This window comes from Evansella vedderi (assembly GCF_030813435.1).
In the GTDB taxonomy this organism is placed as follows: Bacteria; Bacillota; Bacilli; order Bacillales; family Salisediminibacteriaceae; genus Evansella; species Evansella vedderi.
The window spans coordinates 45,521-57,879 of sequence record NZ_JAUSUG010000011.1 but is presented as its reverse complement, the minus strand read 5'-3'; the positions used below and the strand labels follow the sequence as shown (position 1 = coordinate 57,879).

At 36.7% G+C, this 12,359-nt stretch carries 13 protein-coding genes; all 13 read right to left on the bottom strand.

The window, feature by feature from the left end; translation table 11 throughout:
* Positions 1–40: 40 nt before the first annotated feature.
* On the bottom strand, positions 41–334 hold the full coding sequence (locus tag J2S74_RS14130; protein WP_307326451.1) for a hypothetical protein: 294 nt from the start codon (positions 332–334) through the stop codon (positions 41–43).
* A gap of 48 nt (positions 335–382) precedes the next feature.
* On the bottom strand, positions 383–1,825 hold the full coding sequence (locus J2S74_RS14125; RefSeq protein WP_307326449.1) for an AAA family ATPase: 1,443 nt from the start codon (positions 1,823–1,825) through the stop codon (positions 383–385).
* Between the two features lie 128 nt (positions 1,826–1,953).
* Entirely contained in the window at positions 1,954–2,892 is a 939-nt protein-coding gene (locus J2S74_RS14120) for a Rad52/Rad22 family DNA repair protein (protein ID WP_307326447.1), read from the bottom strand.
* On the bottom strand, positions 2,892–3,473 hold the full coding sequence (locus J2S74_RS14115) for an NYN domain-containing protein (RefSeq protein ID WP_307326445.1): 582 nt from the start codon (positions 3,471–3,473) through the stop codon (positions 2,892–2,894). Before J2S74_RS14115 ends, J2S74_RS14120 begins: the two co-directional genes overlap by 1 nt.
* A complete protein-coding gene (locus J2S74_RS14110) occupies positions 3,470–3,955 on the bottom strand; it encodes a hypothetical protein (RefSeq protein ID WP_307326444.1) in 486 nt (161 codons plus the stop codon). Before J2S74_RS14110 ends, J2S74_RS14115 begins: the two co-directional genes overlap by 4 nt.
* Positions 3,956–4,627: 672 nt before the next feature.
* Positions 4,628–4,954 (bottom strand): hypothetical protein, encoded by a 327-nt coding sequence (locus J2S74_RS14105; protein WP_307326443.1) that lies wholly within the window; start codon positions 4,952–4,954, stop codon positions 4,628–4,630.
* 28 nt (positions 4,955–4,982) lie between these two features.
* A complete protein-coding gene (locus J2S74_RS14100) occupies positions 4,983–5,165 on the bottom strand; it encodes a hypothetical protein (protein WP_307326442.1) in 183 nt (60 codons plus the stop codon).
* A 605-nt stretch (positions 5,166–5,770) separates the two neighbouring features.
* Positions 5,771–6,169, bottom strand: a complete 399-nt coding sequence (locus J2S74_RS14095) for a hypothetical protein (RefSeq protein ID WP_307326441.1) — start codon at positions 6,167–6,169, stop codon at positions 5,771–5,773.
* Between the two features lie 23 nt (positions 6,170–6,192).
* A complete protein-coding gene (locus J2S74_RS14090; protein ID WP_307326440.1) occupies positions 6,193–6,453 on the bottom strand; it encodes a DUF1292 domain-containing protein in 261 nt (86 codons plus the stop codon).
* Positions 6,437–6,922 carry a hypothetical protein gene (locus tag J2S74_RS14085; RefSeq protein WP_307326439.1) on the bottom strand — a complete coding sequence of 162 codons (486 nt, stop codon included), beginning with the start codon at positions 6,920–6,922 and terminating at the stop codon, positions 6,437–6,439. Before J2S74_RS14085 ends, J2S74_RS14090 begins: the two co-directional genes overlap by 17 nt.
* Positions 6,912–8,069 carry a replication-relaxation family protein gene (locus J2S74_RS14080; RefSeq protein ID WP_307326438.1) on the bottom strand — a complete coding sequence of 386 codons (1,158 nt, stop codon included), beginning with the start codon at positions 8,067–8,069 and terminating at the stop codon, positions 6,912–6,914. Before J2S74_RS14080 ends, J2S74_RS14085 begins: the two co-directional genes overlap by 11 nt.
* Entirely contained in the window at positions 8,066–8,986 is a 921-nt protein-coding gene (locus J2S74_RS14075) for a 30S ribosomal protein S1 (protein WP_307326437.1), read from the bottom strand. Before J2S74_RS14075 ends, J2S74_RS14080 begins: the two co-directional genes overlap by 4 nt.
* A 170-nt stretch (positions 8,987–9,156) precedes the next feature.
* Complete coding sequence (locus tag J2S74_RS14070) at positions 9,157–12,258, bottom strand: type IV secretory system conjugative DNA transfer family protein (RefSeq protein ID WP_307326436.1); 3,102 nt, start codon at positions 12,256–12,258, stop codon at positions 9,157–9,159.
* Positions 12,259–12,359 lie beyond the last annotated feature (101 nt).

The window sequence follows — 12,359 nt, the reverse complement described above, 5'->3', positions numbered from 1 at the left end:
TCCTCAAAAAGGTGAAGAAAGATAGACTATAGCCTATCCTTCAATTACACCAGGTGTTTATTAGTGATTCTGCATAAACAGCGTCAAACGAATCAGCTTTTGTTACTTTGCCTTCGTTAACGAGCTTTGCAACTTTTTCTAACTGAACGATGATATTCATTCCAATATTCGTGTTATGTTTCTGCTCAAGAATTCTACAAGCAGCTCTCCATGTTTCCATGAACCGCTTTTTAAAACCTTGTGAAACATACTCCCACGCAATGCCACAATCTTCTCGGGGCATATCAATGCTGGAAACACAACCGTTGAAACGAACAATTAAGCCATTTTCCATAATGGAATTCCTCCCTTAAAAGAAAGTAAAGAATGGTAAAACCATCCTTTACTCTCCGTTAATGTATTGTTCTTCTTCGATGCTCATAGGGAAGTCAGACCATACTTTCTGTCTAATCATATCCCTTACAGCCATTTGCTCCTCGAAATCTTCTGTTTTGTTAATAATGAAGTCTTCGAGTACCTCCTTTTTAGTGTCAAAAGTAACACCGTAATCATGAAGGTAAGTGGCAGCATCAATGAACCCTCTAACCGTTTTACTTTCCTCTCCCTGTTGTTCTGTGATTATCAGATCGTCTATAGCTCCCTTAACACCCTCTAAGAAGGATAGAGCATGAGAGTCAGTTAACCCTGATTTCTGAATTAACATCTGTCTGAAGTCTTGAACATAAGGTAGTTTGAGGATAGCACAGCGGTCTTTAAATGCACCATTTAACTTCTTAACTCCTGAATACTGATCACCAACATTGATAGAACCAATAAAAATATTGTGATCGTGACGTTGAATGCTTCCTTCTTGCGTTGCCAACTGTCTATTTTCATCTAAAACACTATGAAAAATAGAAGTAACATCACCTGAGAGCATGTTCAACTCTGGATAAGAAGCTAAACCCCCCATTTCAACACTAGTAGCAAATGGTGACTTTTTAAAAGCAACTTCCATACCTTTAGCCCCTTGAGTAATGGTGTTTTCACCAACGATACTTTCTTTGGTTTCATCTCCATTACCTGTTTGAAGGTAAAGTGGAAGCCCGAGCACCCATGCTATTGTTGAAATAAGCGTATCTTTACCGCTACCTTTATCACCAACTAGGATTAAGTCTTTACCCATCAGAATATGGCGTATAGCACGACCAAACGTTTCTCCCATATAAGGAGTCTTTGGTTGAGCCGGTTCTACAGCCATACTTGTCATTTGAACAGATCCACAAATCTCTTGACGTTTTTCGCGAATCTGTAAAATCATACGGGTAGTGATACCTTGTTCGTGAAGGTAATCTTGTATTTCATTCCACCCTTTCTTCCAATCTCTTTTCTTGGAAGGCTTAGAAGTAGTAGATTTTGCTGGTGTACTCTTTTTAGGAGTAGAAGCTAGTGTTGACGGTTCTTCTTCCTCTTCTTCTTTTACTGGAGGAATAACACCAACGCTCTCACTAACATCTTCAAAATCTTTTTCTTCTAAATCAAGGGTAATAGGCTCTTTAGGAAACCCGACTAACTCAACATTTATACCATTCATATCAGCGATGGCAGCAGCTAAAGCGATATGGTTGCAGCTTGAACCTTTTGAGTTAGCTTCACAATAGTGAATGAAGCGGTACTTCCCATTTTTCTCTTCAAGATAACCTGGATCTTCTAGCTTTTTAAATGAAATTTTATAAACGCCCGAGGCATGTTTTTCAACCTGTGTTACATGAGCAGGTATTTTTTCCTTTGCGTTTTCAATTGTCATTCCTGGGATATTAACTTTCTTGAATTGTACTTTCGACATAATCGAATCTCTCCTTTTTAAATAAAAGTAATTTGGTCTGCTTTTGAAAAATCAAAAAGCCAAAGAGAACCCTTAAAAAAAGGATTCAACTTTGGCAAACCTTACAGCTGATAGTCAGCGATTGTTGATTAGGAGGCTTGAGATTGTGGCTCAATTTGAATGTCAGAGTTTTTGGCTAGACGAATAAAGCCTTTGTCTTTATTGTGCCAACCCGTTACATTGAGAACAAAATCTCGACCTACCATACTTACTGCTTTCTGAGCCATTTCTTTAGGAACGATAACATTCACTTCAGAACGATCTTCCATGATAGCTTTAAAGAAAGCTGTTCCATCGTTATTTTCTTTAGCTTGGTACTTACTCTTAATACGGAAATCATTCGGTTGGTTTCCAGAGGATTGGGACTGTCTTTGTTGACCATTCCCTTGTTGTTGACCTCTGTTCTGATTTTGATGGTTTTGTTGACCAGTGTTACCTGATTTAAACGCATTATCAAGATCAGATTGAAAAATACCCTGCCAACCTTTTGAAACGTAATACTCTCTGTAAGAATCGGGGAGAATCACAATACCGTTCTTAAAAAGAGGAGAATAAGTATCTAAGCCAAAATTATTAACAAGAGCACGATAAGCTTTGTTTTCATCTCCGTTTTTTGTCTCTCGCTTAATGGCGGTGACTTTTCCTCTAAAAACATCAGAGGCACATCCATACCAGCTCGCACACTTTTTAAGCGCATCAGATATAGCACTCTTTTTGGCGTCCTCAATCGCTTGAGGTAATGGCGCACTGTTGTTTTTTAAGATAGTCATTGTGTCATTTCCAAATTGAGTTCGAGAAATCCAACGGTCTGTTTCAGGGTCATATGCCTTTAATCGACCTAGAACAGAAACAGAGTAGTTTTGCATATCAATGTTCTGTTCAACGATTTCAAGTTCCCAATTAAAAGGTCCGATAACATCGTTTAATCGATCAGCAACAGCTTGTTGGCCGACATAAACGATTCCCTCGTAATTAACACCGTAGTTTTCGTACTCAAACGGATTATTAAGATCTTTTGCTATGCACATTAGCATACACTCTCCTTTTTAAAAGTAGTTTTTGGTGTATTTGAACGACGAACAACATATTGTTCATCAATCAAATCAATAACTCCCTCTAATGGAACCACGCCGTCTACTACTCGCTTCATAAACTTTGCTGGTTGTTTTTCGCTAAGAATAGCAACGACTTTAGCTCCATTTTTTTGGGCTCTTTCAACAGCTGGAACAATATCTCCATCCCCTGAAAAAACAAAAAGTAGATCATAATGCTTCAAACTGAACTCGTATAGGTCCAGTGATAGCATAACGTCTACTCCTTTTTCTTCTAAACTACCGTTAGATTGATGGCAAAGTCCTTTATGGACTTTAATCCCATCTTTATCTAGGGCGCTGAAGAAACGTTTTCTGTTAAAGTAACGTTGTTTATCTACATGTTTAGGTGGAATAGCACCATACATATGATAATCAACATTACATTGACCATAATCCCGCTTCAAGACATTGTGAATTGCCTCAAAAAATTTTTTCCACGGTCTAATACCTTCTATGCCAAGAGCATGAAGCTGACTAACCGCATTGATTTCATCGACAAGGATTGCTGCCTTCATGAAGCACTCACCTCCTCCTCTTTAAGTGAGAGAGAAAGTTGTGATTCAAAAAGCATGGAATAATCACATGCAGTAGCAGGGATGCCCTTCTTCATATTCTTGCGACGTTTCTCAACCTGCAATACCCACTCTTTTTCATGTTGCAGCGGAATTCTAATCGCCGAAACCGTAAAGTCAGGATGTGGATAGCGAAAGATATTTGTTGCCGATTCCTCGAACCCTAGCTTTTCTAGATCCTCGATTGGCATTTCTTCATTGAAGAACATCTTTAATGAACAGCATTTACCCTGTACTTGTGTTTCCATAAAGGAAAAAGCAGAGCGGGTTTGTTCAGGCTGAACATCAAAGATAGTACCAAAAACAATCGAATCATCGTAGCGGTTGGTTCTAATCTCAATATCTAAGTTTGGATATGAGATTTCTGAAGGCTGCTTCTCCAAAGAACAATTTCTCCAAGTCGTCTCCATCTTTGAAAGTACCATAAATGATAACTCTCCTTTCTTTTTAGCGTTTGGTGTTTTTGAGCAAATAAAAAAAGCCCATTTCGACGCTAAACAATGTCATCAGATAAATCATTCTGATAATTTAGCATCCAAATGGACTTTCTTGGACGTATTTTTGCATACGCAAATATGGACTTATAAAGCGATGGAGTTAAACTCTTAAGTATTCAAGTCGCGTGACCTGAACTGGAAATAAAAATTAAAATAGTTATATGTATATATTACCATAAAAAAGCTTAAAAAAGTAAGGGTTTTATTAAAAGTTTTACATAAGCACGAATAGCCTAGTCCCTATCCTCTAGAATCAAGGAACCAAGCGCCGGAAACTCCTATATTTAACCACGGTAGAACCCGTTCGCTTATAATCACTACAAGCAACAGTAGAATATAGTTCTATTTAGATTTCCTTTCACAGACGAATAAAGCTCATGGTGTATGTAGTCTGCTTATTCGTGGCGTTTCACCTTTCAGTCCAGTAACTCCTACTCGTCAGTAGATTGTGAGTTATGTGTATAGCGCTATAATCCATCCAGTTCACACGCATTAGCATTATTAACAGTTTATAGAAAAACTAAACTTAAACTTCAAAAATAAAAAATCGTCCTCTTTATTTAGCAAGGGGACGACTTTTTATTTTTATTATTTTAAGCTCTAAGCTAGATTTTGTTTAAGTTCTTGGGAAAACATCCATCCTTTGAAAATGATGAATGGTGTTAAAAACAAAAAGAAGCCTAGTAAGCCAAATTGCATAACTAAACCGAAAAAGCCAACTCCTAAATAAGTTATCGATGCACCTTTTAAGATAGAATATACTGCTCTGTGTACCAAATCGATATAATCCGAAGTTGTAATAAAAAGTGTAGTTGCTGCAACAAAGATGGCTGTTGAAAGAAGTATTATACTAGATAGATCAATCATAAAAAGTCCAACGCCACCAATTAAAAAATAAAAACTGTTCATTATTTGATTAGTGTTCATTGTTATCTCTCCCTTTTTAAAAGTAATTTTATCCATCAAGTCTGACTTTAATGTCATTTGGTGTGCGGAGGCATGGAAACTCTTTCTTCATACCTCCAGGTAGGCTAACTATAACTGTTTTCTCATCCGAACATAAGAACGGATTAAGCCCCGCTTCGTAAAGTTCGTGAATAGAAACAATCTGACCGTTAAAGTTAAATGTATAATTCATGAATAATCTCTCCTTTAATAAGTTTAAAAAAATAATTACTGACAGTTAGATTACGTTTGTGATTGTGTTACATAATTGAAGCTTGTTCCATAACCGCACTAGTATCGCCTTCAAAAGTTATTTCTACTATTCCATTTCTCTGAAGTTCTAAGCGTTTGAACATCTCTGATGTCTTTAGCATCGTTTGAGAATATAGAAATGTTGAAACCGCCTTTTGTAATTCCTTTTTTGAATGTCATTTGTAATCACTCTCCTAAATTTTTTGATTTATTTAAAGCACAAAAAAACCCATTAGAAGCAAAGAGTCCATAGTAAATAGACTTTTGGCAACCAATGAGGTTGAATTTAAATAATTAAACACAAAAAATAGTGCAATTCAAAAAGAACCCAAGTTCAATTAAATAATACATTTTAGACGCATGTCCAAAAAGGTAGTAAGTGATTTTAGACGCATGTCCGAAATCGGGTGAATGGATATTAAAATAAATAGTATAATCAAAGGATAGCACAGTGGATTCGCCTGTACAACACATTTTAAATAACATAAAAAAACCACCAATCCTCACTAAAGGGAGTTTGGTGGTTTTATGAATAAAGAAAGGGGGTTATTTATTGAAACATCTTTTTACAAGAGGAACCATTGCTTTTAAAAAATAGGGAAATAACAAAATAAACATACCGATAAATGCACTACCGGTGATAATACTAATAAAGTCGAAAGCGGAGAAAAAACCTATGACAACAAATGGTAAGATCAACGCATAACCCGTCACTTTAAAAAAGTTTTGTTTTGCGTTTTTATAAGTAAAGAAAAGAACAACAAATGAAATTAACACACTAATTACATACAAAACAACAAGTGGTAATAAGCTAGGTGCTGCTGTTGTCGCATAAGCTATATCGAATGCATACACACTATAATAAAAACCTAAAACGAGTAATGCGAAATAGTATGCTTTAAAGGCTATAGGGGGTAATTTTATCGTGTATGTTTCGGTGATCATAGCTTTCCCCTCTCTCGTGACGCTTATTTATTCTGGATATGTTCCTGGTAGTATTCTGAAACAGAATCAAATTCATGCTTATCTTCAATATCATGCAACTCTTTCTCGCCATTTGGGCCATTTTTAACTTTTGTGAGGAAGAATTCTTCATCATTGCTGTTTAAAACAACATAAGATTGACTTCCAATACTAAAAACAGTTTCAACATAAATGTTAATGTTATTTTCATCAGCCTCGGATTTACTAATAGAAATACTCATAGGCGTTTTAATTTTTGTTGTCATCATCTACACCCTTCGCATTATAAATTTGGTAACACTCAAGCATTTTGTATGCAGATATGTATCCTTTTTCCACTAATTGTAGTGAGATACTATAAAAAGCATTCATAGGTAATTGATAAAAGTGATGAAATGAAGATGAGTGTATAGCGCCGCTTCCGTATTTTAGTTGTAACAACTCACTAATCAGACAGTGGGTACGTTCTTCATCTTCATCCATCTTATAACCTTTCAGCTCTTCGTAATAGTCACTCTCATGTCGATTCTGAAGCAAAAAAGAAAAGTCCTCTAAATGATCAGGCGGGATTTTCTCTGGAAAAAGAACATAATCACTAAAACGAATTAATCCTACGAAATGCTTTTCTAATCCCAAAAATTTATGAAGAGCCGGGAGATTTAATTCAAACATCAAAATCCCCCAAAACTCCTTCCCAACTAAATCGGTCTGTTCTAATTGTTTACTATTCTTCATACCAATCGTCTTCCTCATCTTCTATATTGACTTCTTGGCTGTCTAAATACTCTGAGGCTGTCATACCTGGGTAATCTTCTTTGAAAATAGGTATAGGAGTAAGAGCTACATCTTCAGTTTCATGTTTGTAAGAGATAAATGTTTCTTCTCCAATCCCTTGTAGTAAACGTTCATCTGTTGTAAATCGAACCTTTACATCGGGCATATATTGGTGTGCCAGTTTCCCTAAGAAAGAAATGCGACTATCACTATCTGTTAAGATAATAAGGCGTACAGGTTTTTGGTAAGGGGGTAGCTTTTCAAAAGCTGATTGAATACGTTGGAAACGATTCTTTGTACGTCCTACCCAATCTTTACCGACCCGTACTGTTTCAAGCCAAAACAATCGCATTTCATCTTTGTCTTTAATGACTTCAAAGGACGAAGCAGGATAATGTTTTGTCCCATCAGATAAACGTACTTGTGGGCGACGTTGCCAGTCGATAATCCGATCGATACGAACTAATTCACTATACAATTCATTAGCTGCAAGGTCTAAAAAGAAAGTCGTCATGTTTGGTCCCTTACCATGTGGAAATTTAATAGGATGGAACCAAAATTCATCGCTAACTTGCTTATAAAACAATTTACTAGCTGCTTCCGCTCCAACCCTAGTTAAACCATAAACTAAAGGTTTCTTACGTCCATCGTCCAAAGGGGAAACCCAACTAAACGAACAAATAATACCTCGTTGACGAGATTTTTTAAGAAAATCAATTACAGTTTTAGATTTAATGTCATCAGGAAAGACAACACGTTCAATCTGACTTCTAGTTCCTACTCTATGTTCAGATAAATACTCCAATAGCTTAAGTTCTCTATCTGTGAATGAATAATCTTCTAGACGCTGTTCCAGCCAATATCTCCCATTACGGTTCCCTATATTAACATCTACATACTTCATAGATGCATATGGGTCCGCGAATAATCCAAATGTACTCCCGTCAGGTGGTAAAAGCTCATATATATCACTAGGACAATGAGAAGCTTTGTACGGATTTTTTTCAGGTGAAACAGGAGTTGGAATCAACTCAACCGTTGCAGTAGGTTGAGTTGATTCCCTGCTCTCCACATCGACATTTGAATCGAATTCTAAGAGCTTACTCATCTTACAAGTCCTCTACGACGAGTAGTACGATTACCAATGGACTTTTTGGGAGTAATGACAATGGCTTTAATTCTACGATTCTTAGGATTTACTTCTAACAACTTTACGTTTACCTGCTGACCTTTTTTGAACAATTGTCCATTAGAGTTAGGAGGAAAGTTCGTTCTTACTGATAATCCAGGTTCAAGCTCGATAAATAAACCGTGCTCCATGTGAACCTTTGTAATTGTTCCTAAGTAAGTAGATTTAGGTTTATAATTAGTGATGTTTGTCCAAGGGTCCTTCTGGAGAAGTCGGCTGCTCACTTCAAGGACTCCATTCTCACCCGCAGTTTCTTGTACTTCATCACCACGACTATTATTCTTCTTGTACTTTTGATTAGGTTTTACAAGTTTCGTGATTTTTACATCGATGATATCTCCGATTTCAAGTTCTTCTCTTAAATCTTCAATGAATGAGTAGCTGTATTCATCTCGATACATTGTTGTAGGAACACCATCAACAATCAAGTAAACGTTATACGGATCGATACCCCTTACAAAAGCCTCGTAATTATTTCCTACTTTAGCTTGTTTCCAAAACTTTTTAGCCAAAATATCGAGTGCTTTTTTACGATTACCGACAAACATCTGTGATTCTAAATCAACATGTTCAACAACGAATTCAAACTCTTTTCCTAAAAAGTGTTGAAGTCCTTTGAATTCATAGTCGTCAATTAAAGTTTTAGGAAGGTATCCGTAAATGCCATCATAATTTAGCTTCAAACATTCCTCTGCCCTTCCAGATTGTAAAGGAATTTCCTCGATACCAATTGCCTTCGCATACAAAACACTTTGCGTTTTATGAGAATCCTTTACATTTGCCCATGCGATCATGTCTTGTGATACTTGTACTTGTTCTGTTTCTGTTATTGCCATTCATTAAAACCCCTTTCATTAGTTGGTGGTTAAAATAACAAAAAGCACCATCAATCCTAAATAGACATACGTCACGCCTATTAAAAGGATAGATGGTGCTTCCATCTAAAAATATTTTGTTACTTTTCATAATACGTTGTTAAAAAACTAGTGTCAACCTTTTCTACAAATTAGATATCATCATCTTCATCTTTAGGTAGTACAGTAAGACCTGAAGCTGCATAACTCTTTTGATATTCCTCCTTCTTTTTAGGAGGCTCTTTTTTATTTTTCTCTAGGTCATCTTCTTTATTTTCTTTCGGAATTTTAGAAGTTAAGCTGTTGTCGTTGCCTTCATTCAGTTGTTTAATGATTTCGTCAACGCTTTCTGCTTGTTGCTCATTCATTTCTGAATGTGTTGATTGAACCTGTTGTTCTTCTTGTTGTTCAGTTTGTGTTTCTTGCTCCTCTAATTGCAGTCCATCCTTAGACTCTTTAGCTTTATTATCTTTCCTTTTACTTCCATAGAAAAGGTGGCCCATATTTTCTATTGATTTAGAGCTGAGAGTAGCTTTTTTCTTCTTTTCCTCAACAATACTCTCTTTGCTTGATTTATCAGCATCACTCTTTTTAGTATTCTCTTTTGGACCTTCTGAATAATGTTCTTTCTCTAGATTATCATCAACCTTTTTCTTAGGCTCAACTTGTTCTTTTATCTCCTCGTTAGGTTCATTAGGAGTTTCGCTTTTGGAACTTAGTGATTTTTGATCCTGTGATTTAGTTGAATCATCTGATGTTTTAGGAGGGACTTCATCTTGTTTGTTTTCCTCATTCCCTTTAATAATTTCTGCATGTTCCTTATCATCACCATCTATTATTTCAATGGTTCCAGTAGGTAGTTCCAAATTATCGCTATCTTGTTCAAGGTTCTCTCCTTCGTTTGTATCCTTATCCCCTTTGAATACTGTTGAGATGAGAGATTGATAATGGTCAACATAATTGCCAACGCTAAAGGCTTTGTAATTCTTAGTTTCTAGCTCAATCTTACCGATATTCATGAACTTCTTAAGGAACTTCGTCTCATTGATAAACTTACCTACTCCCTCCACAGGACGTTGTATATTCCCTTCTTCATCTACACACTCAATAATAAAATGCTTAAACTCTAATTCCTTTATATCAGTCGGTGAAAAACGAGCTTCGAGTTTGCGTTGGGTATTATAACGGTAATTCCACTGTGCGTTAGGAACAGAAACAGGAGTAGTTGTTTCGTTAAGGGACTCTTCAATTTCAAACTCTTCACCAAATTGAAGTGAGAAGCGTTCGTTATCTTCTTGATTCCCTCTTCCAAAGACAGTTTTGTTACTAGCATTAGACATGATTGTTTTGTCGTACCCTCTCTCTAGTTTTTCAAGCTGACCAAGAGATTGGATGGCAATCAAACTACCAACTTTGTATGAACGACCTAGCGTAAGCATGCGTTCGAAGGCCTCATTGGCAAAGAGCGGAAATTCATCTATCGTGAAAAAGACCGGAATTCTCTTATACTCTTTTTCTACTTCATTACCATCTTTATCAATGCGCTTGACCATCGTACCATCATGCGGTCTACGGAAAACAGCAGATTGGAACTGTCTGATGAAAAATTGCCCCAATAAAATGGATAATTCTTCCAATTCACCAAGAGCACTATTAATAAGTAAAACGCCGCCCTCCTGTAAGAATAAATCCAAATCTAAAACTTCTTCTCCGTCGCTAGAAACCATCATTTGATTTAACATCGTGTTCATTGTGATTTCGTTGACGTACTTTTTAGCCCCTGTTACAAATTTATCTTTCTTGTTTTCTACCATTTGAAGCCCTGCATAACGATGACCAGAAGGATACATTTGTGGAAGGTTTTCTCCTTCTCTTGAACGATAAGTCTTGTATTCTATAACCTCATCCTCAAAATAGCTGACGATCCTTTCAGCGTGTTGTAATTCAGCTTTTTGTTGGTCTGTTAATCTTGGGTCTGTTTTCTTTCTGTCAATATGTGAACGAACTTCCTCGGTCATACTCGCAAGATATCGAGGGTCTGTATACATTCGTTGCATATGGGTAATATTAAAAGTATCAGGGAATCTTAATTTACCTAATAACGTGAAGAACGCAGCAGTTTCATTTTGCTGACCTTTAAAAAATTCGTCCTGATCACCCGTGAGGCTGTCTAAAACGCCCCGGAATGATTCGGCAGCTGCTTCCATTGGTCCAGCAAACGGATTAAACTTAACGGATTTCGCTAAATTAGTCGGGTCTACAATGAATATTTTTTCATCTGGGACACCGAGTTCTTTAGCAACCTTTATGACATCTTCGCAAGCGTCTCCTTTAGGCTCCAGAAGCACAATTCCCATCTTAACCCCTCTTGCAATCCGAATAAGGTCTTGACTGATTCTAGTTAATATAGTTGTACTCGTTTTACCCGTTCCCGTGGCTCCACAAACAAGCTCGTGCAAATAGCGTGCTTGCTCATTTAAAACGATAGGTTTATTCGTTTTATACTCCCAACCCACAATAACGTCACAACGGTCATTTTTAAGAGAGAAGTTTTGTTTAGCAAACAACGGAAACTCCCACTTGAAGAAGTTCTTTCTAATATCTTCATAGATGATAAACTGCTTCCAGGTAAAGTAACCTGCCACAATAGTGAAGAAAATAGGGCTGGTTAGTAAAACATAACCAAAGCTCTCCATTGATTGAACGACTAAAAATTCACGATCACTCCGAATAGACGCAAAGAAATCAAACATATAGTTGTTCACGTACCATGCGGCTATAGCACAATATATCCAAATAAACGGTATTCCGTTAAGGGTAGCGATAAAGACACGACCTCTTTTGGATGAAGTGTAATTGATAAGGTGTCGATAACCTTTTGTTATTGGTCTAGTGATCGTAGAGTAGAACCATGTTAAGAGTGGCAAATTGAATATGACAAATAGCCACAATAGAGAAAAGGTATCAAATGGGATGTAAAGCAAATCCATGACACCTAATAGTCTTTCAGGAGGTTGCTGCATAAAAATAGACAGAAACACTTCAGGACTTGGGGTTTCATGAACCCATTGTGAAAAATAAATAATCATTGCCGAATACCCTACTATTAAGTTAAAGATGGTCAGTAGAGTAACGGTGATAGTGTGAAAATAATTTCGGTAATAATGACCGATTGCTTCACGACTATTGACCCACCATTTTTTTATAAAAGAGGTTATAGGTGGTGGTGATGTTGATTTGATCGGTTCTGCCATTAGATATCCTTCACCCACTTCCTATATGAAATTTTTAATACCATTTGATTGTTTGCCCTCCTTTCAGAAACAAAAAACGGAAGCAAACAGACTTCTCCCCT

Coding starts and splice junctions, on each gene's coding strand:
- J2S74_RS14130 (WP_307326451.1), bottom strand. CDS start 334: ATGGAAAATGGCTTAATTGTTCGTTTCAACGGTTGTGTTTCCAGCATT.
- J2S74_RS14095 (WP_307326441.1), bottom strand. CDS start 6,169: ATGATCACCGAAACATACACGATAAAATTACCCCCTATAGCCTTTAAA.
- J2S74_RS14115 (WP_307326445.1), bottom strand. CDS start 3,473: ATGAAGGCAGCAATCCTTGTCGATGAAATCAATGCGGTTAGTCAGCTT.
- J2S74_RS14090 (WP_307326440.1), bottom strand. CDS start 6,453: ATGACAACAAAAATTAAAACGCCTATGAGTATTTCTATTAGTAAATCC.
- J2S74_RS14085 (WP_307326439.1), bottom strand. CDS start 6,922: ATGAAGAATAGTAAACAATTAGAACAGACCGATTTAGTTGGGAAGGAG.
- J2S74_RS14070 (WP_307326436.1), bottom strand. CDS start 12,258: ATGGCAGAACCGATCAAATCAACATCACCACCACCTATAACCTCTTTT.
- J2S74_RS14100 (WP_307326442.1), bottom strand. CDS start 5,165: ATGAATTATACATTTAACTTTAACGGTCAGATTGTTTCTATTCACGAA.
- J2S74_RS14105 (WP_307326443.1), bottom strand. CDS start 4,954: ATGAACACTAATCAAATAATGAACAGTTTTTATTTTTTAATTGGTGGC.
- J2S74_RS14110 (WP_307326444.1), bottom strand. CDS start 3,955: ATGGTACTTTCAAAGATGGAGACGACTTGGAGAAATTGTTCTTTGGAG.
- J2S74_RS14080 (WP_307326438.1), bottom strand. CDS start 8,069: ATGAGTAAGCTCTTAGAATTCGATTCAAATGTCGATGTGGAGAGCAGG.
- J2S74_RS14125 (WP_307326449.1), bottom strand. CDS start 1,825: ATGTCGAAAGTACAATTCAAGAAAGTTAATATCCCAGGAATGACAATT.
- J2S74_RS14120 (WP_307326447.1), bottom strand. CDS start 2,892: ATGTGCATAGCAAAAGATCTTAATAATCCGTTTGAGTACGAAAACTAC.
- J2S74_RS14075 (WP_307326437.1), bottom strand. CDS start 8,986: ATGGCAATAACAGAAACAGAACAAGTACAAGTATCACAAGACATGATC.